The sequence below is a fragment of the Bradyrhizobium sp. 45 genome (assembly GCF_023073155.1).
GTDB classification, from domain to species: Bacteria; Pseudomonadota; Alphaproteobacteria; order Rhizobiales; family Xanthobacteraceae; genus Bradyrhizobium; species Bradyrhizobium canariense_D.
This window is the reverse complement of sequence record NZ_JADPIX010000122.1, coordinates 786438-810169: the sequence shown is the minus strand read 5'-3', so window position 1 is coordinate 810169 and position 23732 is coordinate 786438. Positions and strand designations below refer to the sequence as shown.

Sequence of the window (23732 nt, the reverse complement as noted above, 5' to 3'; positions counted from 1 at the left end):
GAAGCTAACCCCTCGTCCGCAGCTCGCGCCGCAGCACCTTTCCGGTGGCGGTCATTGGAAGTGTCTCCGCGAACTCCACGAACCGTGGGTATTCGTGGGCGGCGAGTTGCACCTTGACGAACTCCTGGATCTCGCGCGCGAGTGCGTCGCTGGCGGCAAAGCCCGGGCGCAGCACGATCCAGGCCTTGATCGATTCAGTGCGGATCGGATCGGGAATGCCGACCACCGCCGCCATCGCCACCGCCGGGTGCTTCATCAGCGTGTGCTCGATTTCGGACGGGCCGACACGATAGCCGGCGGTGGTGATGACGTCGTCCTCGCGGCTGACGTACCAGAAGTAACCGTCCTCGTCCTGCACCCCGAGATCGCCGGTGAGCAGGAACTCGCCGGCATATTTCTTCGACGTTGCCTCCGGATTGCGCCAGTATTCGAGCATCGTGCAAGGACAGGGTTGGCGCACCCCGATGATGCCGCGCTGGCCACGTGGCTGCTCCTCGCCTCTGTCATTGACGATGCGGACGTCGAAACCCGGCGTCGCCTTGCCCATCGAACCGGGGCGGATCGGAAACAGATTCGCGTTGCTGCCGATCACGAGATTGCATTCGGTCTGGCCAAACACCTCGTGCGCGTCGACGCCGAAGGTCTCGCGCACCCAGCCGAGCAGCTCGCCGCCGAGGGACTCGCCGCCGGTAAAGATGCTGCGCAGCTTGATGCCGGAATGCGTCACGCCGGCCTGCCGCATCAGCTTCAGCGCGGTCGGCGGCAGGAACACATTACGCACGCCGAGATCGGCCATCATCTGCATCGCCGCTTGCGGCTCGAACTTTCGCGCGCGGTGACCGACCAGGGGAATGCCGTGGTACCAGAACGCGAACAGGCCGTTGATGAGGCCGCCGATCCAGGCCCAGTCCGCCGGCGTCCACATCAGATCGCCGGGGCGCGGCAGGAAGTTGTGGCACATCTCGACATTGGGGAGATGTCCGAGCACGACGCGGTGGGCGTGCAGCGCGCCCTTCGGATTGCCCGTCGTGCCCGAGGTGTAGATGATCAGCGCGGGATCGTCAGCAGACGTGTCCACCAGCCTGAAGTCGGGCGATGCAGCCTTGACCGAATTCCAGAACGATGTCGTACCCGCCGGCGTTCGTTCGCCAACGATGTAGACCTTCTTCAGCTCCGGCAGACGGTCGCGAATCTTCGAAAGCTTCTCCCAGCCACCCTCGTCGGTGACGATCGCCCTCGCTTGCGAGTTCGACAGGCGGAATTCCAGCGCGTCTTCGCCGAACAATGCGAACAGCGGAATAGAGATCATCGCCGAACGGAACGCGGCCATGTGCGCGATCGGCAGCTCCAGCGACTGCGACAGGAACACCGCGACGCGGTCGCCGCGGACAAGGCCATCCGCCCTCAGCACATTGGCGAAGCGGCGCGACATCTCCGCGACATCGTCGAAGGATGTGCGCGTGATGGCGCCGTTCTCATCGAGATAGACCAGCGCCAGCCGGCCGGTGCCGTCGGCGTGGCGATCGCAGCAGGCCTCCGCCAGGTTGAAGCGCGCCGGGATCTCCCAGCGGAAATTGCCGTAGAGTTCGTCATAGGTGCTGGCTTCGGTGAGCATGGTCGTTTCCCGGCAGCGTCGTCTGACCGGACTTGTCCCGGCCATCCACGTTCTTGTTTGACCTGAGTTTAAGGGCGCGGATGCCCGGGACAAGTCCGGGCCTGACGGAGAATGCGTCTCAGCGCACCGTCCGGAAGAACTTTCTGACCTCGCCGACATACAGCTCCGGCTGCTCGAATGCGGCGAAATGGCCGCCCTTCTCCATCTCGCTCCAATGCGTGATGTTGCGGAAGTTCGGCTCCATCCAGCGCCGCACCGGCGTGATGATCTCCCTGGGAAAGACAGCCACGCCCGTCGGCACCTTGACGACCGGCGTGGTCCGGCGCTTGCCAAAGCTTTCCCAATAGAGCCGCGCCGACGAGGTCGCGGTCTCCGTCGCCCAGTAGAGCATGACGTTGTCGAGCAGCTCGTCCTTGGTGAAGATGTTCTCGGGATGACCGTTGCAATCGGTCCAGGCCCAGAATTTTTCCAGAATCCAGGCCGCCTGCCCGCTCGCCGAATCCGTCAAGCCGTAGCCGAGTGTCTGCGGCCGCGTCGATTGCTGCTTCGAATAGCCGGAGTCGAGGTCGACGTAATGCTGGAGGCCGGCGAGCGCGCGCTTCTCTTCCGGCGTCGGTTCGCCCTCGACTTTCGGCGCGGCGTTGAAGGCGAGCGTGATGTGGATGCCGGCGCAATGCTCGGCGTCCTGCATGCCAAGCGAGGTCGTCACTGCCGAGCCCCAGTCGCCGCCCTGCGCGCCGTACCTGATATAGCCGAGCCGGTCCATCAGCTGGGCCCAGGTCGCGGCGATACGATCGACGCCCCAGCCGGTGGTCTTGGGTTTGCCGGAAAAGCCAAAGCCCGGCAGCGACGGGCAGACAACGTGGAAGGCATCGGCAGGATTGCCGCCATGCGCGACAGGATCGACCAAGGGCGCGATCACCTTCTGGAATTCGACGATCGAGCCGGGCCAGCCATGGGTGATGATCAGCGGCAGTGCCGACGGCTCCTTCGAGCGCGCATGCAGGAAGTGGATGTCGAGCCCGTCGATCTCGGTGGTGAACTGCTCGAAGCAGTTGAGTTTCGCTTCGCGCGCGCGCCAGTCGTAGCCATCAGCCCAATAGGTGCAGATTTCCTGGATCCATGCCAGCGGCGCGCCCTGGCTCCAATCATCGACCAGCTCCGCCTCCGGCCAGCGCGTGCGGGCGAGGCGCGACTTGAGGTCGGTGAGGACGTCGTCGCTGATGGCGATGCGGAACGGCTTGATGGCGGTCATGGGAGAGGCCCTGCTCATCGGAGGTTCTCGTCATGGCCGGGCTCGTCCCGGCCATCCACGTTCTTTCTCTCCATTTTGAAGAACGTGGATGCCCGGCACAAGGCCGGGCGTGACCAGGATGATAGTCTGTCAGCTCCTGGCAAACCTTCGGCGCGGCCGCCTAGCCCGTCAGAGCAGCCTTCACCAAACCAGAGGCCTTGCCGAAATCCATCTGGCCGGCGTACTTGGTCTTCAACACGGCGATCACCTTGCCCATGTCCTTCATGCCGGCGGCGCCGGTCTCGGCGATCGCGTCCGAGATCACCTTCTTGACGTCGTCATCCGACATCTGCTTCGGCAAGTACGCGGAGATCACCGCGATCTCGTCGCGCTCCTGCGCGGCGAGTTCGGCACGGCCGCCCTTCTCGTAGAGCTCAACCGATTCCTGGCGCTGCTTGATCATCTTCTGAAACACGCCGAGCAAGTCCGCGTCCGAGAGCGGCGGCTTGCCGTTGCCGCGCGCCTCGATGTCGGCGTTCTTGATGGTCGAGTTGACCATGCGCAGCGTGGACAGCTTGCGCTCTTCCTTGGCCTTCATGGCCTCCTTGACCGCATTGTTGATGTCGTCGCGCAGCATGATCGTGATCCCCTAGACTATCCGACGCCTGATCTAGGCCGTTCGCAGCCCGGAGACAACCGGGGTTCCCAGCCATTCGACCAGCGCCCGCACCGTCGCCGCAGGCTGCTCCGGTTGCGGCAGGTGTCCGCAATTCTCCAGAACGACGAGCCTTGCGCCGGCAATGCCCTCCGCCATCTCCTTCGAGAATGCGTTGGGAATCGTGTTGTCCTGATCGCCCGTCAGCACCAATGTCGGGCATTTGATCGTCGCAAGCGTCGGCCGTGAATCCACCCGCGATGATCGCGGTCTGCTGCCGCAGATAGCCTTCGACGCCGACGTCATCGCCCTGCTCGTGTACGAGCTGGCGAATGCCTGCATCGTCGCGGCGCGACGGATGCACCAGTTCGGGAAACATCTCCTCGCGCGCGGCACGCAGCTCCCCGCGCCGGGCCAGCTCCATCAGGCCGCGGCGGCGTGCGGTCGCCTCCTCCGTGTCGGGCCGCGCCTGAGTGTTGATCAGCGCGAGCCTGGCCACCCGCTCGGGCGCCTGGCGCATGATCTCGAGGGCGATGTAGCCGCCCATGGAATGGCCGGCGAGCGCGAAGCGCGGCGGCGCCCCGCTCAGCACCCGCCGGGCGATCGCCGCCATGCTGTCATCGCGAATATGGTTGGCGACCATCACCGGGCCGAACTGCCACAGCGACGGGATCACCGGTGCATAGATCCGGGCCGAGGAGGCTAATCCCGGAACCAGCAGAATCGGCGTCGTCTGGTCCATTATTGCCTCCCGAGCCCCGGAATTTGCCGGAAATTATGCTGCGGAGCTTAGGGGCCCAAGCCGACCTGTCAAATATGCAAAAACGCATGTGAATCGGCGCATCTCCGCTTTGACGGCAGCGCCCGCGGGGACTATGAACCGGGCTCATGACACAACATGATAACGATCACGCTTGGCCGGACCACAAACCGACCGCGCTGTTGGTGCTTGCCGACGGCACGGTGCTCGAAGGCTTTGGCCTCGGCGCCGAAGGCCAAGCCGTCGGCGAGGTCTGCTTCAACACCGCGATGACCGGCTATGAGGAGATCCTCACCGATCCCTCTTATGCCGGCCAGCTCATCACCTTCACCTTCCCGCATATCGGCAATGTCGGCACTAACGACGACGACATCGAGACGGTGAACATGGCCGCGACGCCCGGCGCGCGCGGCGTGATCCTGCGCACCGCGATCACCGATCCCTCGAACTATCGCGCCACCAAGCACCTCGACCAGTGGCTGAAGGCGCGCGGCATCATCGGCCTCTCCGGCATCGACACCCGCGCGCTGACCGCGCTGATCCGCAACAAGGGCATGCCCAACGCCGTAATCGCGCACGCCAGGGACGGCGAGTTCGACCTGCACGGCTTGAAGGAAGAAGCGCGCGAATGGCCCGGCCTCGAGGGCATGGACCTGGTGCCAATGGTCACCTCAGGCCAGCGCTTCACCTGGGACGAGACGCCCTGGCTCTGGGACAAGGGCTTTGGCCGCCAGGACAAGCCTGAGTTCAACGTGGTCGCCATCGATTACGGCATCAAGCGCAACATTCTGCGCCTGCTCGCCGGCGTCGGCTGCAAGGTAACGGTGGTGCCGGCAACGACGTCGTCCGAGGATATCCTGGCGATGAAGCCGGATGGCGTGTTCCTGTCGAACGGTCCCGGCGATCCGGCCGCGACCGGCAAATATGCCGTGCCCGTGATCCAGGACGTGATCAAGTCGGGCACGCCGACATTCGGAATTTGCCTTGGCCATCAGATGCTCGGCCTCGCCGTCGGCGCCAAGACCAAGAAGATGCACCAGGGCCATCACGGCGCCAATCATCCCGTGAAGGACGAGACCACCGGCAAGGTCGAGATCACCTCGATGAACCACGGCTTTGCCGTCGACGAGAGCACCCTGCCGACGGGCGCGACGCAGACCCACATCTCGCTGTTCGACGGCTCCAATTGCGGCATCCAGCTCGACGGCAAGCCGGTGTTCTCGGTGCAGTACCACCCCGAGGCCTCACCGGGTCCGCGCGACTCGCACTATCTGTTCCAGCGCTTTGCCGATCTGATGCGGCAGAACAAGAGCGTGTAGGGCGCGCGCTCTCCTGCAACTGCTTTGACGACATCGAGCCCGGGCCTTCGCCCGGGCTCTTGTCGTTCCGGGCGCAGCGCAGCGCGAATCCGGAATGACAGCGGAACGAGGAACGCCGCTTAACTCCCTTCGTTGATCACTGCTACGCTCACGCAGGAGCCTCTTATGTCTGTCGTCCGCGACAATGCCGAGCCGCTCGCCATCGTATTTGAGGATGACGGGCTCGTGCCCAACAATATCCTCCCCTTCCTGGTCTACCAGGCCGCGGTGAAGCTCGATTCCAGACAGCCGGAAGAGACGATCGAACGCTTGTTCGAAGCGAACGGCTGGGGCGGCACGTGGCGCAATGGCGTGTTCGATTATCTGCATTATCACGCAACGGTGCACGAGGTGCTCGGCGTTGCGCGTGGCAGCGCGCGCGTCCGCTTCGGCGGCGACCACGGCCAGGAGCTGGAGATCAAGGCCGGCGACGTCGCGATCCTGCCCGCCGGCACAGGTCACCAACGCATCAAGGCCAGCGCGGATTTCTGCGTGATCGGCGCCTATCCGCCGGGCGCGAAGATGGAGGTCACCCGCGCAACACCGGAGAACCACGCCAAGGCGCTGAAGACGATTCCAAACGTCGCGCGGCCGCCGGCCGATCCGGTGACGGGCAAGAACGGGGCGTTGATGCGGTTGTGGCGGTAGCTACAAAGACGGTGCAGTAGGGTGGGCAAAGCGAAGCCTGCCCACCAAACAGTTTGAACTGCGGAGAGATAGTGGGCACGGCGCGCGAAGAGCGCGCCTTTGGCCACCCTACGACAGTGTGCCCCTACGCCTCGTTCGCGCCTTCCTGTCTTGTGGCTTCGAACAGGAACCAGGTGCGGCGCTCGGTCTCGTCGATGAAGTTCTCGAGGATGCTGGCGCTGGCGACGTCGCCGGCGTCGTCGCAGACCTCGTGCGCCTTGCGCATTGCGGCGGCGACATGCTTGTTGTCCTGCATCAGCTCGCGCAGCATCTCGCGCGGCGGGACATAGTCTTCGTTGTTGTCCTTGATGGTCTGGAGCTTGGCGATCTGCCCGATCGATTTCAGCGTGGTGCCGCCGATCTTGCGGACGCGCTCGGCGAGCTGGTCGGTGGTGGCGAAGATCTGGTCGGACTGCTCGTCGAGCAGCAGATGATAGTCGCGGAAATGCCGGCCGCTGATGTGCCAGTGGAAATTCTTGGTCTTCAGATACAGCGCGAACGCGTCGGCCAGAAGCACGTTGAGTGCCTCCGAAACCTTGTTGACCGCCTGGGACGACAGATCGGTGGGCGTGTCGAGGTCGGGCGAGACCTTTTGTGGAGCTTTGCTCACGGGAAACCTTCCTGTTAGGACGCAGACATTGACGGCGCGCCGCCGCACCCCTAACGCAGGCGGGCAGCGCCGGTTCCTGCAACGGAACCGTTTGGCCGGGGCCCTCGACGACCATGGACGATTGGATCGATTATTACGACTCGACGCACACGATCTATGTCAGCAAGCTGCATCGCGACTTGCACTTCCAGATCATCGCGCGGGACATCATCGGCTACATCTCTTCGCCCGAGGCGACCGTGCTCGACTATGCCTGCGGCGAGGCGCTGTCGGCGAGCCAGGTCGCGGCGGCCTGCGGCAAGCTGATCCTCGCCGAGCCTGCGCCCGGCGTACGCGGCCGGTTGATCGCGCGGTTTGCCCCGAACACGAAAATCCGCGTCCGCTCGCTCGACGACGTCCGCAAGATGCAGGAGCAGTCGATCGATCTCGTCGTGATGAACTCGGTCGCGCAATACATGACGCCGGACGAGCTCGACGCCGCGCTCCTCAACTTCTCCCGTATCCTGAAGCCCTCGGGCAAGCTCGTGCTGGGCGATATCCTCCAGCCCAATGTCGGCATGTTCAGGGACGTTACGGCGCTGCTCAGCTTCGGCCTGCGTCACGGCTTTTTGAAAGATGCACTGATCGGGCTGATCAGCACCGCACTGTCGGATTACCGTCAGCTGCGAACGCGCATCGGGTTACAGCGCTACAGTGAGGAGGAGATCACCGCCACGCTCAAGGGAGTCGGCTTCGCGGTCCAGCGTGCTCACCGCAATATCGGCCACAATAGCTGGCGCATGACGTTCGTCGCGCGGCCGCCGCTGGTCCGTTGAGCTTGGTGGATCCGTTAAGCATAACGTCTGCCTGAGGTGGCTTGTCGCACCCCGATCGGTAATGATCGCCGCGGCCCGGTGGCGGAAGTGTCTACGCGAGGGCGATGCATCGCTCTTTATCCTGGTTCAAATCCAGGCCGGGTCTCCACGCTTCGCCCCTCACGGGGCTACGCGTGGCGCAGCCACGCGAGGCCCGAAGGGGGCTAAGCGTGTCCGGCGTAGCTGGAGCGAAGGGCAAGCGTAGAGGGACTGGCCGCCCAATCCTCAATCAGCCTCAACCACTTCACATTCCGACACAAGCCGCAGCCGGTCGGCATCTTTTGCCGCGGAGGTGATGACAGCATCGAGCAGGCCCGGAAAGCGTGCGTCCAGATCGTCGCGGCGCAGGCGCACGAAGCGGTTGGTGCCGGCGACGCGGGTCTGCATCAGGCCGCATTCGCGCAGCTTGGCGAAGTGATAGGCAAGATTCGACTTGCCGCTGAGCCCGTTGAAATCGCCACAGCACAGCTCGCCGCTGACACGTTCCTGCTGCGCGAGCTGGTACACGATCGCCAATCTGATCGGATCGCTCAGGCAATCCAGAACCATCGGCAGTTCGATCTGCTCGCGGGTGGGGTGGGGTGGGGTGCGGCTCATCGTCCGAAGAGCATAGCGAAATGACCTGGATGTTCAATAGTTCTTGAACCAATTGACTCCTGACCCGGTCCCATCAATAGTTCAATAAACGTTGAACATAGGGATTTCTCCGATGAGCGTATTCTGGTTGGCCTTGGGAGCCTTTGCGATCGGCACGGAAGGCTTTGTCATTGCTGGGCTTTTGCCGTCGATCGCCACGGACCTGGCGATTTCCGTCCCCGCCGCCGGGCAGTTGGTCACAGCCTACGCCCTCACCTATGCGGTCGGCTCGCCGATCTTGGCGGTGACACTGAACAATATCGACCGCCGCACCGTGCTGGCCTTGGCGCTATCGACCTTCATCGCCGGAAACCTCGCGGCGATGGTGGCGTCGAATTACGCCCTGCTGCTGGCCTCGCGCATGCTGATGGCGCTGGGCTCCGGGCTGTGCATGCCGACCGCGCTGGCCGTATCCGTGGCCGTCGCCGCGCCGGAGCGACGCGGCCGCGCGGTGGCGCTGGTTACCTCGGGCCTCACGGTTGCGACCGTCATCGGCGTTCCCCTCGGCAATCTCGTCGGCAGCCTGCTCGGCTGGCGCGCGACCTTTGCCATGGTCGCCCTGATCGGTGCCGTTGCGCTCGCCGGCCTCCTGCTCGGTCTGCCCCGCGGCCTGCCACGCAACACGGCCTCGCTCAGCGATCGGCTGGCAGTGGCGCGTCACCGCAATGTCCTGACGGCGCTTCTGATCACGATTTTATGGGCGCTCGGTGGCTTCACCGTCTTCACCTATTTCGCGGTCCCGCTGCGCGGCCTTGGATTCGATGCGTCGCAGATCAGCCTCGCGCTGCTGGTGTTCGGCGGCGCCGCCGCGATCGGGAACATGTTCGGTGGCGTCCTGGCCGACCGGCTCGGCACGCTCGCCACAGCAGGTCTCGGACTTGCCGGCATGGCCAGCGCGCTGATCCTGCATTCGCTGGTCCTGAAGCTGATGCCGGAACAGGCGCATTACGCGGTGCTAGGTGCGATCTTCCTCTGGGGCATCTCGGGATGGGCGTTCTACCCGGCCCAGGTCGCCAGCATCATCCGGATCGAGCCACAGGCCTCGATGATCGCGCTCTCGCTCAACGCCTCGGCCATGTATCTCGGCTTTGCGATCGGCGGTGCCTTGGGCGGCGCCGTGCTTGCGGCGTGGAGCCCCGCCGATCTCGGCTGGGTCGGCGGATTAAGCGTTTCGGCGGCTCTTCTGGTCCATCTCGCCCGCGGTTGGCAGGCCCGGCCAAAACCGGTCAAAATTGCCGGTTGATGGGCGTTTTTCGGGGTTTCGCCGCCCGGAAAACTGGTCTAAGACCCACCCCGCGCGCGAGGGGGGACCACCGCGCTCTCGGCCAAAGGGACGCGCAGCAGGCGCGCCCTTTTTTTGTGCCCAAATTCCACTTCGGCGAGAGTTGATGCCCAAACGTACAGACATCACCACCATCCTGATCATCGGCGCCGGTCCCATCGTGATCGGCCAGGCCTGCGAGTTCGACTATTCGGGCACCCAGGCGGTGAAGACGCTGAAGGAAGAGGGCTATCGCATCGTCCTCGTCAATTCCAATCCGGCCACCATCATGACCGATCCGGAATTGGCTGATGCGACCTATATCGAGCCGATCACGCCAGAGATCGTCGCGAAAATCATCGAGAAGGAACGTCACGTCATTCCCGGCGGCTTCGCGCTGCTGCCGACCATGGGCGGACAGACCGCGCTGAACTGCGCGCTGTCGCTGCGCCAGCAAGGCACGCTCGACAAGTTCGACGTCGAGATGATCGGGGCCACCGCGGACGCGATCGACAAGGCCGAGGACCGCCAGCTGTTCCGCGAGGCCATGACCAAGATCGGGCTCGAGACGCCTAAGTCGCGGCTCGCCAACGCCTCCGCCCTGAAGAAGTCGTTCCGCGACAAGTACCAGGCCGAACGCGCCAAGGCATCGGGCGCTGCACTCGAAGAACTCGAGCGGCAATGGACACTCGGCGAAAGCGACCGCCGCAAGCGCTACCAGGAATATGCGCTTGGCCAGGCGCTGATGGCGCTGTCCGAGATCGGCCTGCCCGCGATCATCCGCCCCTCCTTCACCATGGGCGGCACCGGCGGTGGCATTGCCTACAACAAGGAAGAGTTCCTCGACATCATCGAGCGCGGCCTGGATGCGTCTCCCACCAACGAAGTGCTGATCGAAGAATCCGTGCTCGGCTGGAAAGAGTACGAGATGGAGGTGGTGCGCGACAAGAACGACAATTGCATCATCGTCTGCTCGATCGAGAACCTCGATCCGATGGGCGTTCACACCGGCGATTCCATCACGGTGGCGCCGGCGCTGACGCTGACCGACAAGGAATACCAGATCATGCGCGACGCCTCGCTGGCGGTGCTGCGCGAGATCGGCGTCGAGACCGGCGGCTCCAACGTGCAGTTCGGCGTCAATCCCGAAGACGGCCGCATGGTCGTCATCGAGATGAACCCGCGCGTGTCGCGTTCCTCCGCCCTGGCTTCGAAAGCCACCGGCTTTCCGATCGCAAAGGTCGCCGCCAAGCTTGCGGTCGGCTACACGCTCGACGAAATCGCCAACGACATCACCGGCGGCGCCACGCCGGCCTCGTTCGAGCCGACGATCGACTATGTCGTCACCAAGGTGCCGCGTTTCGCTTTCGAGAAATTCCCCGGTGCCTCCACCACGCTGACTACGTCGATGAAGTCGGTCGGCGAAGTCATGGCGATCGGCCGCACCTTCCAGGAAAGCCTTCAGAAAGCATTGCGCGGGCTCGAGACCGGCCTCACCGGCCTCGACGAGATCGAGATCGAAGGTCTCGGTCGCGACGACGATAAGAATGCGATCCGCGCTGCGCTGGGCACGCCGACACCGAACCGGCTGCTCCAGGTCGGGCAGGCGATGCGGCTCGGCTGGTCGGACGAGGAGATCTTCAATTCCTGCAAGATCGATCCGTGGTTCCTCAGCGAGATGCGCGGCATCGTCGAGATGGAAGCGAAGGTCCGCAAGAACGGCCTGCCGGGCAACGCCTTCGGCATGCGCACGCTCAAGGCCATGGGCTTCTCCGATGCCCGGCTCGCGGTGATCGCAGAGACGACGGAGGCCGAGGTCACGGCGAAGCGACACGCGCTCGGCGTTCGCCCGGTCTACAAGCGCATCGACACCTGCGCGGCCGAGTTCGCTTCGCCCACCGCCTACATGTACTCGACCTATGAGGCGCCGTTCGCGGGCGCGCCTGCGGACGAGAGCTCGCCGTCCGACAAGAAGAAGGTCATCATCCTCGGCGGCGGACCGAACCGCATCGGCCAGGGCATCGAGTTCGACTATTGCTGCTGTCACGCCTGCTTCGCGCTGCACGACGCCGGCTACGAATCCATCATGGTGAACTGCAACCCGGAGACGGTGTCGACCGACTACGACACCGCCGACCGGCTCTATTTCGAGCCGCTCACCGCCGAGGACGTGCTGGAGATCATCGCGAAGGAACGCACGAACGGCACGCTGCACGGCGTGATCGTGCAGTTCGGCGGCCAGACCCCGCTCAAGCTCGCGCGCGCGCTGGAAGCCGCCGAAGTGCCGATCCTCGGCACCTCGCCCGACGCCATCGACCTTGCGGAAGACCGCGACCGCTTCAAGCGGGTGCTCGACAAGCTGCGGCTGAAGCAGCCCAAGAACGGCATCGCCTATTCGGTCGAGCAAGCGCGCCTGGTCGCAACCGATCTCGGGCTGCCCCTGGTGGTGCGCCCGTCCTACGTGCTCGGCGGCCGCGCGATGCAAATCATCCGCGAGGAAAACCAGCTCAGTGATTACCTGCTCGGCACGCTGCCGGAGCTGGTGCCGGGCGACGTCAAGGCGCGCTACCCGAACGACAAGACCGGCCAGATCAACACCGTGCTCGGCAAGAACCCACTGCTGTTCGACCGCTATCTGTCCGATGCGACCGAGATCGACGTCGACTGCCTCTGCGACGGCAAGGACACCTTCATCGTCGGCATCATGGAGCACATCGAGGAAGCCGGCATCCATTCCGGCGACAGCGCCTGCTCGCTGCCGCCGCACTCGCTGGACGACAAGATGATCGAGGAGCTGGAGCGGCAGACCCGCGAGCTGGCCCTCGGCCTCGACGTCGTCGGCCTGATGAATGTGCAATACGCCATCAAGGACGGCGAGATCTACGTGCTCGAAGTCAATCCGCGGGCCTCGCGCACGGTGCCCTTTGTCGCCAAGGTGGTCGGTACGCCGGTGGCGAAGATCGCGGCGCGCATCATGGCCGGCGAGAAGCTCGCCGATTTCAACCTGAAGAAGGCGAACCTCGATCATGTCGGCGTGAAGGAATCGGTGTTTCCGTTCGCCCGCTTCCCCGGGGTCGATACCGTGCTCGGCCCCGAGATGCGCTCGACCGGCGAGGTCATGGGCATCGACCGCTCCTTTGCGGTGGCGTTCGCCAAGAGCCAGCTCGGCGGCGGCACGCGGGTGCCGCGCAAGGGCACGGTGTTCGTTTCGGTTCGCGAGAGCGACAAGACGCGCATCACCGAGGCCGTTCGCGAGCTGCATTCGCTCGGCTTCAAGGTGCTGGCGACGTCGGGCACGGCCCGCTTCCTGACCGACCAGGGGATCCCGACCGAGAAGGTGAACAAGGTGCTGGAGGGCCGGCCGCACATCGTCGATGCCATCACCAATGGCGACGTCCAGCTCGTCTTCAACACCACCGAAGGCCCGCAGGCGCTCGCCGACAGCCGTTCTCTGCGGCGCGCGGCCCTCTTGCATAAAGTGCCGTATTACACCACTCTTTCCGGGGCCGTGGCGGCCGCGCAGGGCATCCGCGCCTATCTGGGCGGGGACCTTGAGGTTCGGACCCTGCAGAGCTACTTTTCGGAAACCTGATCGCGAGCGGAAGGCCCAACCTTCTGTTAGTGATTGGCGGTGAAGCCACTATGGCCGGAGGAACTGTCCGGCCATATGGTTGTTCTGTTCCGGTGCCAAGCCCATATGAACGTTCGGCGGCACGCGCGTTGAGCCCCCGGACAGACTGACGAATCAAGTTGCGTGCGCGCTGACTTTTCAGGGCGCGCGCGACCGAAGGACGAGAGAAGAGATGGAAAAGGTACCGATGACAGCGGGCGGCTTTGCCGCGCTCGGGGAAGAACTGAAGAAGCGCCAGTCGGAGGACCGTCCGCGGATCATCGAGCATATCGCCGAGGCGCGCTCGCACGGAGACCTTTCGGAGAACGCGGAATACCACGCCGCGAAGGAAGAGCAGTCCCACAATGAAGGCCGCATCGCCGAGCTCGAGGACAAGCTGGCGCGCGCCGACATCATCGACATCTCGAAGCTGTCCGGCGACACCATCAAGTTCGGCGCGACCGTGACACTGGTCGACGAGGACACCGAAAAGAAGACGGTGTGGCAGATCGTCGGCGAGGTCGAGGCCGACGCCAAGAAGGGCCGCATCTCCATCACCTCGCCGCTCGCGCGCGCGCTGATCGGCAAGAAGAAGGGCTCAACCGTCGAGGTCAACGCACCCGGCGGCGCCAAGGCTTATGAGATCACCAAGGTGGAGTGGCGGTAACGATTTGCCGTCGCGCGTGATTTGAAAAGGCCGCGCGATGCGCGGCCTTTTTATATCTAGTGTTGCCGAGGGGGTGCGGCTTACTCCACCTCGCTCCGCCTGCGGGGAGAGGACGAACTACCTTCTTCCTCTCACGTCGAGCGGCACGGCCGCCTCGTATTTCGAATTGTGCAGCACCAGCGAGGTCCGCACGTTGCGGACGTGCGGGGCGGCGGTCAGGTGGGTGACGAAATCCTGGAAGGTGGCCATGTCGGGTGCGACGCATTTCAGGATGAAATCGACTTCGCCCGACAGCATCCAGCACTCGCGCACCAGCGGCTCGGCGCGGACGAACTCCTCGAAGGCGCGCAAATCGGCCTCCGCCTGGCTGGAGAGGTGCACTGCGGCAAACACCGTGACGTCGAAGCCGAGCTTGCGTGCATCCAGAAGCCCGCGATAGCCGTGGATATACCCCTCCTCCTCCAGCGCCCGCACGCGGCGCAGGCAGGGCGGGGGCGAAATGCCGACGCGCTTGGCCAGCTCGACATTCGTGATTCGACCGTCGGCCTGAATCTCGGTGAGAATCTTCAGGTCGATCTCGTCTAGGTTCCGCGACACGTGATTGGAACTCCTGGTCTTGCGGCGGTATCGGTGGCTTTGTCGCAATCCTCATAGCCCAGACCGCACGACCGGCGCAATTTTATTGCGCGTGCAGCGCAATCGACTTTTGTTCCCTGTTGGAAAAATCCGCCGATAGGGAATGCAATTCTTGCATAGCTCACCAGAAGGCTTAGATTACCTCTGATATTTCAGCGCCTCCGCGAGGCCTCCCGGCACGTTCCGCGCCCGCGCTGCAGTCCCCCGTGAAAGGCATCTGTCGAAATGTCCGCCGCTGTCCATGCAAAGGTCGTCATCATCGGCTCCGGCCCCGCAGGCTACACGGCGGCGATCTACGCCGCGCGCGCGATGCTCGAGCCGATCCTGATCCAGGGCATCCAGGCAGGCGGCCAGCTCACCATCACCACCGAGGTCGAGAACTATCCCGGCTTCGCCGACGTGATCCAGGGCCCCTGGCTGATGGAGCAGATGGAGAAGCAGGCGCTGCATGTGGGCACCCAGATCAAGACCGATCTGGTGACGAAGCTCGACACCTCGCAGCGACCCTTTCGCCTCACCTGCGATAGCGGTGACGTCTATCTCGCCGACACCGTGATCCTCGCCACCGGCGCCCAGGCGCGCTGGCTCGGGCTGCCGTCCGAAGCGAAATTCCAGGGCGGCGGCGTGTCGGCCTGTGCCACCTGTGACGGCTTCTTCTACCGCAACAAGCAAGTCGTGGTGGTCGGCGGCGGCAATACCGCGGTCGAAGAAGCCCTGTATCTCACCAACCATGCCTCGCAGGTCACCATCGTGCATCGTCGCGATCACTTCCGCGCCGAACGCATCCTGCAGGAGCGTCTGTTCAAGCACCCGAAGATCAAGGTGGTCTGGGACTCAGCCGTCGACGAGATCTGCGGCACCGAGAACCCGAACAAGGTCACCCATGTGCGACTCAAGAACGTCAAGTCCGGCGCGTTGACCGATGTGCCGACCGACGGCGTCTTCATCGCCATCGGGCATGCCCCGGCGACCGAGCTCGTGGCTGGGCAGGTCAAGCTGAAACCGTCGGGCTATGTCGAGGTCGCCCCGAACTCGACCGCGACCTCGGTCCCCGGCCTGTTCGCCGCCGGCGACGTCGCCGACGAGACCTATCGTCAAGCGGTCACGGCGGCCGGCCTCGGCTGCATGGCGGCGCTCGAGGCGGAACGATTTTTGGCCCTGCGCGCCAGCGAGCGCGCGGCAGCGGAATAGACATCATGGCAAGAACACGCGACGGATTTACGGATATGGACTGGGACAAGCTGAAGGTGTTTCACGCCGCGGCGGAAGCGGGCAGCTTCACGCACGCGGGCGAGCAGCTCGGCCTGTCGCAATCGGCGGTGTCACGCCAGGTCTCGGCACTGGAGCAGGAGCTCTCGGTCTCGCTGTTCCACCGCCACGCCCGCGGCCTGATCCTCACCGAACAGGGCGACCTCCTGTTCCGCACCGCCCATGACGTCTTCATGCAGCTGCAGGCGGCGCGCGCGAAACTGACCGACAGCCGCGAGCGGCCGAGCGGCGATCTCAAGATCACCACCACGCCCGGCGTCGGCATCAACTGGCTGATCCCCAGGCTCGGCGAATTCACCGCGCTCTATCCGGAAATCCGGATCTCGCTGATCGTCACCGACGAGGAGCTCGACCTGTCGATGCGGGAGGCCGACGTCGCGATCCGCACCCGCAAGCCGACGCAGCCGGATCTCATTCAGCGCAAGCTGTTCGCGATGGGCTTCCACGCCTATTGCTCGCCTGATTACATCAAGCGCTTCGGCACGCCGCGCACGCTGGAGGAGCTCGACTCCCACCGCATCATCACGCTCTCTGACGGCAACTTCGCCCCGCATCTTCAGAACCGCAACTGGCTGGTCGAAGCGGGGCGCAACGGCTCGGGTCCGCGCGAAGCCTATTTCAGGGTCAACAACATTCTCGGCCTCGTCCGCGCCTGTCAGCAGGGCCTCGGCATCGCGGCGCTGCCGGACTATCTGATCGAAGAACAGAGCCGCCTCGTGCAGCTGTTCGGCGAATCGGATTCGATCCAGCTCGATACGTATTTTGTTTATCCGGAAGAGCTGAAGACGGTCGCGCGCGTGCAAGTGTTCCGCGACTTCGTGGTGAGCAAAGCGCAGCGCTGGCCGTCCTGATTTCCGCATGTCTGACATGCGGCTTGGACGCTTGATGCATGGCGCGAGGCTAGCCCATAATGTTTCTACGCTGAGCCTTCGCGTTGCGCATTTGTCCCCCTCCTCCAGTGGCGCGGGAGTTCAGTAATCCCTCTTGGAAGGTGATTGTGTCGGCCTCACGTGGCCAATACCTTAAGCCGGGCTCGATCGAGCCCGGCTTTTTTTTGGCAATCCGGCCATCGCCCTCCGCGTGTATTGACAGTTCCATGCTTACCCCGCATCATTTGCGAATGATCACGAAGTCGTGCGCAATCTCCTCGCAGGCAGTCGCCTCGAAAAAAGGCCCCCATCTGGGGACCTCGGATTTTTGCGCGCGCTAACAGCCTTCGTCATCGCGAGCCGAAACTTCGAAAACCCCGCCGCCTGGACGGGGTTTTTTCATGTGCCCCGTCTCAGGATTTTTCCCGAGAAGGAGATGGAACATGACCGGACTACAGGAACAATTGCACGGGCTCTGGCTGCCGCTGATAACGCCGTTTCGCGACGGCGCTCTCGACGAGAGGTCGCTGCGCCGGCTGACACGGCATTACAGCGGGCAGGCCGTCGACGGCTTCATCCTGGGGGCGACCTCCGGTGAAGGCATGACGCTGCGCGAAGCCGAACTCGAACGCCTCGTCGCCATCGTGCGCGACGAGCTGACCACCGCCCACAGCAAGCTTCCGATCTGCCTCGGACTTTCAGGCGCGGACACCTCGCGGCTGAAGGAGCGTCTCGACGAGACCGCGGACTGGCCGATCGACGGTTATCTGATCGCGAGCCCGTATTATGTGCGGCCGTCGCAGCGGGGGCTGCTGGCGCATTTCGAGGCGCTCGCCGATCACGCCGCCTGGCCGTTCGCGCTCTACAACATTCCCTATCGCACCTCGGTCAACATCACCAACCAGACGCTGCTGCGGCTCGCCGGGCATCCGAGCATCATCGGCCTGAAGGATTGCGGCGCGAGCCGCGAGCAATCCATCGCGCTGCTGCGCGACCGCCCTGCGGACTTTCGCGTGCTGACCGGCGAGGATGCGAATTATTTCGAGGCGCTCAGCGACGGCGCCGATGGCGGCATCGTGCTGTCAGCCCATCTCGAGACCGCGACGTTCGCGGCTGTCCATGCCGAGCTGAAGCGCGGCAATCACGATGCAGCGCTGGCGCGCTGGCAGGAGGTCGCGGACCTGACGCGCCTGTTGTTCACCGAGCCCAGTCCCGCCCCGGCAAAATACTGGCTGTGGCGCGCGGGCCTGATCGACAGCCCCGAAGTGCGCCTGCCGATGGTCGAGATCGGCAGCGAACTCGCCGTGCAGCTCGATTGCGAGATCGAACGGCGGATGCAAGTCGCGGCTTAGATGCTTCACCTCTCCCGGCAGGCTTCCCTTCTCTCTTGCGGGAGAAGGGAAGACGCACCGTGGTTAACCCCGCCCCAACGGCCTTCGCTGCTGCCGCATGGCGCATCCACGGCTCGTTTACGCAAACGCGCCTATCGTCTTCATTCAAAGTCTTTTCAAATGGGGGAATGATCATGGGGCAACGCATCCGCCCGACGGCGGCAGACATGTTCGCGTCGGCTGATTTCTTGCGGGGAATTGTGGTGGTGTCGTCGTTCGGCTTCTGGGCGGTGATGCTCGGCCTGATGCCGGTGCTGGTGTTTCGAGTCTGGCTGGCGTGATGCCAGCGCGCCGCGATGGTTAACTCGTGGTAGCAGCTGTGTTCAAAAGCGCGCGAAACTGCGACCCGGAATTTTAAAATATCCCGTGTAGCGTTCATGCCCATAAGCGAAGAAATCGCGGGGGCGTTTGTGAATAGTCATAACGAGATGGCGTCGCATTACGACGCTGGACAGCAGGGCTTTACCACCGAGGACATTCTGTGGGCCGCCGGCATCTGGTCGGTGATCCTCACTCTGTCGCCGGTGATCGTGTTCTACATGCTGATGGTGGCGTAACTTCCATCCACTTTCTTGAGCACGATCTTATCGGAAAACCGCTTCACACTTTTCCGGATCGTGCTCGCCCAAAAACGCAAAACGCGCGGATGTCCGCGCGTTTTTCGTCCGGGGAATGATTTATGAAAATTACGCCGCCTGCTTGTGCATTGCGCCGGACGCCGACGCCGTGCCGCGAATAGCCTTTACCGAACGTTCGATCGCCGCCCACAGCCTTGCGATTTCCTGCGCCGCACGGCTCTCGGCCTGATATTCCCGCGCGCCCTCGCCGTGGCTCAGCGCCATCAGCAGATCCGAACGGTTGGTGATCTGGCCGCCCCACACCGGAGCACGGAACTTCGCCAACGCCTCGCGGGCGATGGTGACGATCGGGCTTTCGGACTCGTCGCGGCGCGCCGGCGCACCGTTGAGCACGACCGCGTAGGGCTTGCGTGCCGCACGGCACATCTGGATGGTTTCCTGCACCGCGTTGACGTCGAACACGCCGGGACGGGCGGGAATCACCACCATGGTGGCGTTGCGGATGGCGTCGTCGACGACGGCCGACAGGTTCGGCGGCGTGTCGATCAACACCCATTCATAACCGTCGCGCTTGGCCGCGGAGACGATGCCGCTGACCGAGTTCACCGCGGACTTGATCGGCGGTTCGTTGGTGCCACGCAGCTTGTGCCACAGCGTGAGCGAGCCTTGCGGATCCGCATCGACGAGCAGGATCGGCTTGGTCGCCTTGATCTGCGCGGCGAGATGTGCGGCCAGCGTACTCTTGCCTGAGCCACCTTTACGCGATGCAAAAACAATAACGTTCATACCTCTGCCTCCAGATTGACCCCAGGCGGCGAAAATGAATCACCGCGGTGATTCGGGAAAGAAAAATTTATCATAAGTTATGCTGGCGCCATGAAATAACAAAGCGCGTTGGCTTTTGAGTCACACTACTGCGTGCGACGACGGGTGCGAGCTGCATCGCAACACCTTCACGCCAGCAATCGTGCGTTTTTTGAGCAGCCTTGGCAGGACGAAGCGGAATGCAACCTCGCCGCGCAATCCGTTTCGCTAGCCGTTTCCGTCCTGCCTTATCGCAAGCTTCCGCACGCCGAGGCGAACAAAAGGAGTCCGGTGGCTGGTGTGGGGCTGATGCCTGGGTCAGTTTGACTCAAGGGGCGAGCGAACGAGGGCTGGACACGCAAATGCCCGGGACATCAAACGCACTGCGCGCTGTGGCCCGGGCATGATCGAGTTTCAAAAAGGGAACGCGGCGCCCGCGTTCAGCCTTCGCTGGCTTTCTTCTTCTTGGCCGGCTTGGTGCTCTTCTTCGCCGTCCGGCCCGAGCTCCTGGGCGCGATGCTGGTCGGCTTGCCGGCGCGGGGCGCGGCCGCCATGCCCGGCTCCGGTCCAGGCCGGAAGAACGCGCGGCACTGCGGCGAGAGCTGCGACTTCTTCTGGATCATGCAGGCGGTGATGGCGTCGACGTTCGGAACGAACTCGCCGCACAGCCGCATCGCATCCGGCGTGCAGGCCTGCTGCTCCTCCTGGGAGTAGGCAAAGCCTTCACCCGGCTGGATCAGGACGGCCAGGGCGATCCCCGTGATCGCGGCAGCCGTGTATGTCTTCACGGATTTCTTAAAGCGGAACGCCGGCATCGATCCCCCAAATGTCGAGTCGGAGACGATAGTGGGTGAACGGGGGTTCGTTGGCAACCGAGGGGAGATGCGAAAGGCGGGACGTGTGCGGTCTCGGCAACAGGGACCCCCAAAACAAAAAACGCGAAAACAACCCCATGCACAGTAGCCAAGTCCATGTGGCGATTGAACTTTGCGGATCGCGATTTGCGGATTTTACGAAATGAGGTTTGACTCGTCGGGCAAAACAGGAGCATGATGCCATCATCACAGAACGTGCGTGGGGTGGTCGGCTTGTCTCCTGCGCTGGACAAAAGCGTGAGCGGGAGCGGAGACGATTGCATGGAGCGACATGAGGCGGAGCTGCCGCTGTCCGGCGTGACGGTGGTCTCGCTCGAGCAGGCGATCGCGGCTCCTCTTGCCAGCCGGCATCTTGCGGACTGGGGCGCGCGCGTCATCAAGATCGAGCGGCCGGGCGACGGCGATTTCTGCCGCGACTACGATCACGTGATGAACGGGATGTCCAGCCAGTTCGTCTGGACCAACAGGTCGAAGGAAAGCCTCGCCATCGACATCAAGAGCCCTGAAGGCCAGGAGGTGCTCAAGGCCCTGCTGCCGCAGGCCGACGTCTTCATCCAGAACCTGGCGCCCGGCGCGGCGGAGCGGCTGGGCCTCGATGCCGCATCGCTGCTGCGGAAGTATCCCCGGATCATCGCCTGCGACGTGTCGGGCTATGGCGCGGGCGGTCCCTACAGCGACAAGAAGGCCTACGATCTCCTCGTGCAGTGCGAGGCCGGCGTTCTCGCCATCAACGGCACCGAGGCGGAGCCCGCCAAGGTTGGGCTGTCGGTGGTCGATATCGCCACCGGCATGTACATCCTCAACGGCGTGCTGATGGCGCTATATCGCCGCGAGCGCACCGGCAAGGGCACCGCCTTCCAGGCCTCGCTGTTCGATTCCATCACGGACTGGATGAGCTATCCCGCCTTCTATACGCAGAGTACGGGCCGGCCACTGCCGCGAACCGGGGCAAGGCACGCAACGATAGCGCCGTATGGCCCGTTCCGCGTCGGAGACGGCAACACGATTTTCTTCGGCATCCAGAACGACCGGGAATGGCGATCGCTGTGCGCCGTCGTGCTTGGCGAGGCGGCCCTTGCCGACCACCCCCGCTTCCGCAGCAATCCGCTGCGCATGCAGAACAGGGACGATCTGCAGGTCCATATCGAGCAGCGTTTTGCAGCGATGACCAGTGACGAGGTGCTGCGGCTGCTCGACGAGGCCTCGATCGCCAACGCGCATCTGAATTCGGTCGAGGCTTTCCTGGAGCACGAGCAGCTCCGCGCCCGCTCCCGGGTGCAAACGGTGGGATCTCGTTGCGGCCCGGTGATGAGCTTCCTGCCGGCTCTCACCATTCCCGGCCTGTCGCCCCGGATGGATCCCGTGCCTGACGTCGGGCAACACAACCAATCCATCCTCAGCGAACTCGGTCTCGCAAAGGAGACATGACGATGGCCCCTCAGCGGCCGACGCGGGTCTATCTGGCCGTTCCGGCGCATCGCTCCCGTCTCGTCGCCAAGGCGGCTGCCTCGGCCGCGGATGCGGTGTTTATGGATCTCGAGGACGCCGTCCCGCCCTCCGAGAAGAGCGCGGCGCTGGAGGAAGCTGCGCGGGCGCTATCCTCGCTGGATTGGGGCAACAAGGTCGTCGCCGTCAGGCTCAACGCCGTCGACAGCCCCTTCATCGCGCAGGAAATCGGCACGCTCGCTGCGCTTCCCAGATTGGATTCGGTGATCGTGCCGAAGGCGGAGCGCGCGAGCGACATCGCCGCCATTGCCGATCAGCTGCGCGCCGCCGCGCCGGATCGCCCCTCGCCTGTGGCGCTCGAACTGCTGATCGAGACTGCGCTCGGTCTCGTCAATGTCGACGCGCTCGCGGCCGCGCACGACAGCGTCGCCGCCCTTCATCTCGGCGTCGGCGATTTCGCGGCGTCGATCGGCGCCCGCTCCTCGGAAATCGGCGCGTCGCCGGACGACTACCGCCATGTCGGCTCCATCCAGAGCGGCTATGCCACCGCCCCGCTCGATCTGTTCGCCTATCCGATGATGCGCCTGCTGGTGGCGGCGCGCGCGTTCGGCCTGCGCGCCATCGACGGTCCGTGCGGCGCGTTCCGGGATGGCAGACTGACGGAAAGCAGCGCGCTCAAGGCGGCTGCGATGGGTTTTGACGGCAAGCAGGTGATCCATCCCGACCAGATCGAGCCGACGCTGCGGGCGTTCGTCCCGTCCGACACCGAGCTCGCGCACGCGCGGCGGGTGGTCGCGGCCATGGAGCACGCCGAGGCGCAGGGCCAGGGCGCGGTGACGCTCGACGGCAAGATGATCGACTATGCCAATGTGCGGATGGCGCGCCGGATCATCGAGATGGGGTCGTAGCGGCGCATGACCACGGTGCTGATCGTCGCGCCGGTGTTTGCGCTGATCGCGGCCGGCTATGCCGCGGTGCTGTTTCGCTTCGTCTCGGAGACCGCGCACAAGGGCATCAGCGAATTCGCCTTCAGCATCGCGATTCCCGCGCTGCTGTTCCGCACCATCGTCGTCTCGGAATTTTCCGGCGTCAGCCCGTGGCGGATGTGGGGCGCCTATTACGGCGCGCTCGCGCTGACCTGGATCGCGGCGCTCCTGCTCTCGGCGCTGCTGCGGCAGCGGCGCGAGGACCGCGAGGACGGCGTCGTGTTCGCGATCGGCTCGGTCTACGGCAACATCGTGATGCTCGGCATTCCCCTGACGCTCTCGGCGCTCGGCAATGAGGCGGCAGGCCCGATGGCGCTGATCCTGTCGGTGAACACGCCGCTGCTCTGGCTCTGCGGCACGCTGCAGATGGAGCTGGTCGACCGCAAGCAGACCGCCTCTGCCGCGTCGCTGATCCTGCCGGTGCTGCGCGATCTCGCCCGCAACCCGATCATGCTCGCGATCGGCTTCGGCCTCGTCTGGCGCCTCACCGGCCTCGGCCTGCATCCCGTCGTCGACCGGACCGTCGAGCTGCTGGCGCAGGCGGGATCGCCGGCGGCGCTGATCGCGCTCGGCATCAATCTGTTCAGGTTCGAGGTCAAGGGCGAGATGTTGAGCGTGGTCGTGATGAGCGCGCTCAAACTGCTGGCGATGCCGGCGGCCGCCTTCGCGCTGGCAAGGATGCTCGACCTGCCGCCACTCGCGGCCGGCGTCGTCGTGCTGTTTGCGGCGATGCCGACCGGCGCCAATGCGTATATCTTCGCGGTACAGTATCAGCGGCTGGTGAACCCGGTATCGGGCGCGGTGGCGCTGGGCACGCTGCTGGCGGCTGTGACGTTGCCGGTGGTGGTGTGGGTGGTGGCGAGGTGAGGCAGGCTGTGCGCGATAACTCGCTTGGAGCAAAACTTCTTTGATGTCATCCAGCTGTTGGCAT

22 protein-coding genes and 1 pseudogene are annotated in these 23732 nt (G+C 64.2%); 14 read left to right on the top strand and 9 right to left on the bottom strand.

Annotated elements, in window-relative coordinates:
- Nucleotides 1–4 precede the first annotated feature (4 nt).
- From IVB42_RS24270 to IVB42_RS42315, 4 genes and pseudogenes are all read right to left on the bottom strand, one after another.
- Nucleotides 5–1615, bottom strand: coding sequence for an acyl-CoA synthetase (locus IVB42_RS24270; protein WP_204512330.1), 1611 nt, complete (start codon nucleotides 1613–1615; stop codon nucleotides 5–7).
- Between the two features lie 118 nt (nucleotides 1616–1733).
- Nucleotides 1734–2870 (bottom strand): epoxide hydrolase family protein, encoded by a 1137-nt coding sequence (locus tag IVB42_RS24265; RefSeq protein ID WP_247296249.1) that lies wholly within the window; start codon nucleotides 2868–2870, stop codon nucleotides 1734–1736.
- A gap of 160 nt (nucleotides 2871–3030) precedes the next feature.
- Nucleotides 3031–3486: a GatB/YqeY domain-containing protein gene (locus IVB42_RS24260; protein ID WP_018453597.1), complete on the bottom strand. Its 456-nt coding sequence runs from the start codon at nucleotides 3484–3486 to the stop codon at nucleotides 3031–3033.
- 33 nt (nucleotides 3487–3519) lie between these two features.
- Nucleotides 3520–4246, bottom strand: a pseudogene (locus tag IVB42_RS42315) (alpha/beta hydrolase).
- A 146-nt stretch (nucleotides 4247–4392) separates the two neighbouring features.
- Between IVB42_RS42315 and carA the strand changes: the two are divergent.
- Entirely contained in the window at nucleotides 4393–5583 is a 1191-nt protein-coding gene (gene carA, locus IVB42_RS24250; RefSeq protein ID WP_026232561.1) for a glutamine-hydrolyzing carbamoyl-phosphate synthase small subunit, read from the top strand.
- Nucleotides 5584–5748: 165 nt separating this feature from the next.
- Nucleotides 5749–6270, top strand: a complete 522-nt coding sequence (locus tag IVB42_RS24245; RefSeq protein WP_247360997.1) for a hypothetical protein — start codon at nucleotides 5749–5751, stop codon at nucleotides 6268–6270.
- Between the two features lie 124 nt (nucleotides 6271–6394).
- On the opposite strand, the gene IVB42_RS24240 is transcribed toward IVB42_RS24245, so the two are convergent.
- Entirely contained in the window at nucleotides 6395–6919 is a 525-nt protein-coding gene (locus IVB42_RS24240; protein WP_007596666.1) for a DNA starvation/stationary phase protection protein, read from the bottom strand.
- Nucleotides 6920–7032: 113 nt separating this feature from the next.
- Here IVB42_RS24240 and IVB42_RS24235 point away from each other — a divergent pair, with 113 nt between their 5' ends.
- Nucleotides 7033–7734, top strand: coding sequence for a class I SAM-dependent methyltransferase (locus IVB42_RS24235; protein WP_247296182.1), 702 nt, complete (start codon nucleotides 7033–7035; stop codon nucleotides 7732–7734).
- A 264-nt stretch (nucleotides 7735–7998) separates the two neighbouring features.
- Here IVB42_RS24235 and IVB42_RS24230 read toward each other — a convergent pair whose 3' ends face one another.
- Entirely contained in the window at nucleotides 7999–8370 is a 372-nt protein-coding gene (locus tag IVB42_RS24230) for a helix-turn-helix transcriptional regulator (protein WP_247296184.1), read from the bottom strand.
- A 112-nt stretch (nucleotides 8371–8482) separates the two neighbouring features.
- Between IVB42_RS24230 and IVB42_RS24225 the strand changes: the two genes are divergently transcribed.
- The 3 genes from IVB42_RS24225 to greA all read left to right on the top strand — a co-directional run bounded on the left by IVB42_RS24225 (nucleotide 8483) and on the right by greA (nucleotide 13947).
- Nucleotides 8483–9652 (top strand): MFS transporter, encoded by a 1170-nt coding sequence (locus IVB42_RS24225; protein WP_247296186.1) that lies wholly within the window; start codon nucleotides 8483–8485, stop codon nucleotides 9650–9652.
- Between the two features lie 145 nt (nucleotides 9653–9797).
- The gene (carB, locus tag IVB42_RS24220) at nucleotides 9798–13262 is read left to right on the top strand and encodes a carbamoyl-phosphate synthase large subunit (protein WP_085348771.1); all 3465 of its coding nucleotides are present in this window, start codon (nucleotides 9798–9800) and stop codon (nucleotides 13260–13262) included.
- Nucleotides 13263–13473: 211 nt separating this feature from the next.
- On the top strand, nucleotides 13474–13947 hold the full coding sequence (gene greA / locus IVB42_RS24215) for a transcription elongation factor GreA (RefSeq protein WP_007596674.1): 474 nt from the start codon (nucleotides 13474–13476) through the stop codon (nucleotides 13945–13947).
- Nucleotides 13948–14064: 117 nt separating this feature from the next.
- Here the strand turns inward: greA and IVB42_RS24210 are convergent, their stop codons facing one another.
- Nucleotides 14065–14544: an Lrp/AsnC family transcriptional regulator gene (locus IVB42_RS24210; RefSeq protein ID WP_007596676.1), complete on the bottom strand. Its 480-nt coding sequence runs from the start codon at nucleotides 14542–14544 to the stop codon at nucleotides 14065–14067.
- Nucleotides 14545–14808: 264 nt separating this feature from the next.
- Here IVB42_RS24210 and trxB point away from each other — a divergent pair, with 264 nt between their 5' ends.
- The 5 genes from trxB to IVB42_RS24185 all read left to right on the top strand — a co-directional run bounded on the left by trxB (nucleotide 14809) and on the right by IVB42_RS24185 (nucleotide 18669).
- Entirely contained in the window at nucleotides 14809–15774 is a 966-nt protein-coding gene (gene trxB, locus IVB42_RS24205; protein ID WP_247296188.1) for a thioredoxin-disulfide reductase, read from the top strand.
- Nucleotides 15775–15779: 5 nt separating this feature from the next.
- Entirely contained in the window at nucleotides 15780–16703 is a 924-nt protein-coding gene (locus IVB42_RS24200; RefSeq protein ID WP_007614700.1) for a LysR family transcriptional regulator, read from the top strand.
- A 461-nt stretch (nucleotides 16704–17164) separates the two neighbouring features.
- Nucleotides 17165–18073 carry a 4-hydroxy-tetrahydrodipicolinate synthase gene (locus IVB42_RS24195; RefSeq protein ID WP_247296191.1) on the top strand — a complete coding sequence of 303 codons (909 nt, stop codon included), beginning with the start codon at nucleotides 17165–17167 and terminating at the stop codon, nucleotides 18071–18073.
- Between the two features lie 173 nt (nucleotides 18074–18246).
- Complete coding sequence (locus IVB42_RS24190) at nucleotides 18247–18393, top strand: hypothetical protein (RefSeq protein WP_166517545.1); 147 nt, start codon at nucleotides 18247–18249, stop codon at nucleotides 18391–18393.
- Nucleotides 18394–18489: 96 nt separating this feature from the next.
- Nucleotides 18490–18669: a hypothetical protein gene (locus tag IVB42_RS24185; RefSeq protein WP_007596684.1), complete on the top strand. Its 180-nt coding sequence runs from the start codon at nucleotides 18490–18492 to the stop codon at nucleotides 18667–18669.
- A 129-nt stretch (nucleotides 18670–18798) separates the two neighbouring features.
- On the opposite strand, the gene IVB42_RS24180 is transcribed toward IVB42_RS24185, so the two are convergent.
- Nucleotides 18799–19476: a ParA family protein gene (locus IVB42_RS24180; protein ID WP_007596685.1), complete on the bottom strand. Its 678-nt coding sequence runs from the start codon at nucleotides 19474–19476 to the stop codon at nucleotides 18799–18801.
- Between the two features lie 458 nt (nucleotides 19477–19934).
- Nucleotides 19935–20309, bottom strand: coding sequence for a hypothetical protein (locus tag IVB42_RS24175; protein ID WP_247296193.1), 375 nt, complete (start codon nucleotides 20307–20309; stop codon nucleotides 19935–19937).
- A 321-nt stretch (nucleotides 20310–20630) separates the two neighbouring features.
- Here IVB42_RS24175 and IVB42_RS24170 point away from each other — a divergent pair, with 321 nt between their 5' ends.
- The 3 genes from IVB42_RS24170 to IVB42_RS24160 are packed head-to-tail and all read left to right on the top strand — an operon-like array spanning nucleotide 20631 to nucleotide 23668.
- A complete protein-coding gene (locus IVB42_RS24170) occupies nucleotides 20631–21797 on the top strand; it encodes a CaiB/BaiF CoA-transferase family protein (RefSeq protein ID WP_247296195.1) in 1167 nt (388 codons plus the stop codon).
- The gene (locus IVB42_RS24165; protein ID WP_247376394.1) at nucleotides 21794–22723 is read left to right on the top strand and encodes a CoA ester lyase; all 930 of its coding nucleotides are present in this window, start codon (nucleotides 21794–21796) and stop codon (nucleotides 22721–22723) included. Before IVB42_RS24170 ends, IVB42_RS24165 begins: the two co-directional genes overlap by 4 nt.
- Nucleotides 22724–22729: 6 nt before the next feature.
- The gene (locus tag IVB42_RS24160; RefSeq protein WP_247296200.1) at nucleotides 22730–23668 is read left to right on the top strand and encodes an AEC family transporter; all 939 of its coding nucleotides are present in this window, start codon (nucleotides 22730–22732) and stop codon (nucleotides 23666–23668) included.
- Nucleotides 23669–23732 lie beyond the last annotated feature (64 nt).

Coding starts and splice junctions, on each gene's coding strand:
- IVB42_RS24190 (WP_166517545.1), top strand. CDS start 18,247: ATGGGGCAACGCATCCGCCCGACGGCGGCAGACATGTTCGCGTCGGCT.
- IVB42_RS24165 (WP_247376394.1), top strand. CDS start 21,794: ATGACGATGGCCCCTCAGCGGCCGACGCGGGTCTATCTGGCCGTTCCG.
- IVB42_RS24245 (WP_247360997.1), top strand. CDS start 5,749: ATGTCTGTCGTCCGCGACAATGCCGAGCCGCTCGCCATCGTATTTGAG.
- trxB (WP_247296188.1), top strand. CDS start 14,809: ATGTCCGCCGCTGTCCATGCAAAGGTCGTCATCATCGGCTCCGGCCCC.
- carA (WP_026232561.1), top strand. CDS start 4,393: ATGACACAACATGATAACGATCACGCTTGGCCGGACCACAAACCGACC.
- IVB42_RS24235 (WP_247296182.1), top strand. CDS start 7,033: ATGGACGATTGGATCGATTATTACGACTCGACGCACACGATCTATGTC.
- IVB42_RS24230 (WP_247296184.1), bottom strand. CDS start 8,370: ATGAGCCGCACCCCACCCCACCCCACCCGCGAGCAGATCGAACTGCCG.
- IVB42_RS24270 (WP_204512330.1), bottom strand. CDS start 1,615: ATGCTCACCGAAGCCAGCACCTATGACGAACTCTACGGCAATTTCCGC.
- IVB42_RS24180 (WP_007596685.1), bottom strand. CDS start 19,476: ATGAACGTTATTGTTTTTGCATCGCGTAAAGGTGGCTCAGGCAAGAGT.
- IVB42_RS24260 (WP_018453597.1), bottom strand. CDS start 3,486: ATGCTGCGCGACGACATCAACAATGCGGTCAAGGAGGCCATGAAGGCC.
- IVB42_RS24225 (WP_247296186.1), top strand. CDS start 8,483: ATGAGCGTATTCTGGTTGGCCTTGGGAGCCTTTGCGATCGGCACGGAA.
- IVB42_RS24195 (WP_247296191.1), top strand. CDS start 17,165: ATGACCGGACTACAGGAACAATTGCACGGGCTCTGGCTGCCGCTGATA.
- IVB42_RS24265 (WP_247296249.1), bottom strand. CDS start 2,870: ATGACCGCCATCAAGCCGTTCCGCATCGCCATCAGCGACGACGTCCTC.
- greA (WP_007596674.1), top strand. CDS start 13,474: ATGGAAAAGGTACCGATGACAGCGGGCGGCTTTGCCGCGCTCGGGGAA.
- IVB42_RS24175 (WP_247296193.1), bottom strand. CDS start 20,309: ATGCCGGCGTTCCGCTTTAAGAAATCCGTGAAGACATACACGGCTGCC.
- IVB42_RS24200 (WP_007614700.1), top strand. CDS start 15,780: ATGGCAAGAACACGCGACGGATTTACGGATATGGACTGGGACAAGCTG.
- IVB42_RS24160 (WP_247296200.1), top strand. CDS start 22,730: ATGACCACGGTGCTGATCGTCGCGCCGGTGTTTGCGCTGATCGCGGCC.
- IVB42_RS24185 (WP_007596684.1), top strand. CDS start 18,490: ATGCCCATAAGCGAAGAAATCGCGGGGGCGTTTGTGAATAGTCATAAC.
- IVB42_RS24170 (WP_247296195.1), top strand. CDS start 20,631: ATGGAGCGACATGAGGCGGAGCTGCCGCTGTCCGGCGTGACGGTGGTC.
- carB (WP_085348771.1), top strand. CDS start 9,798: ATGCCCAAACGTACAGACATCACCACCATCCTGATCATCGGCGCCGGT.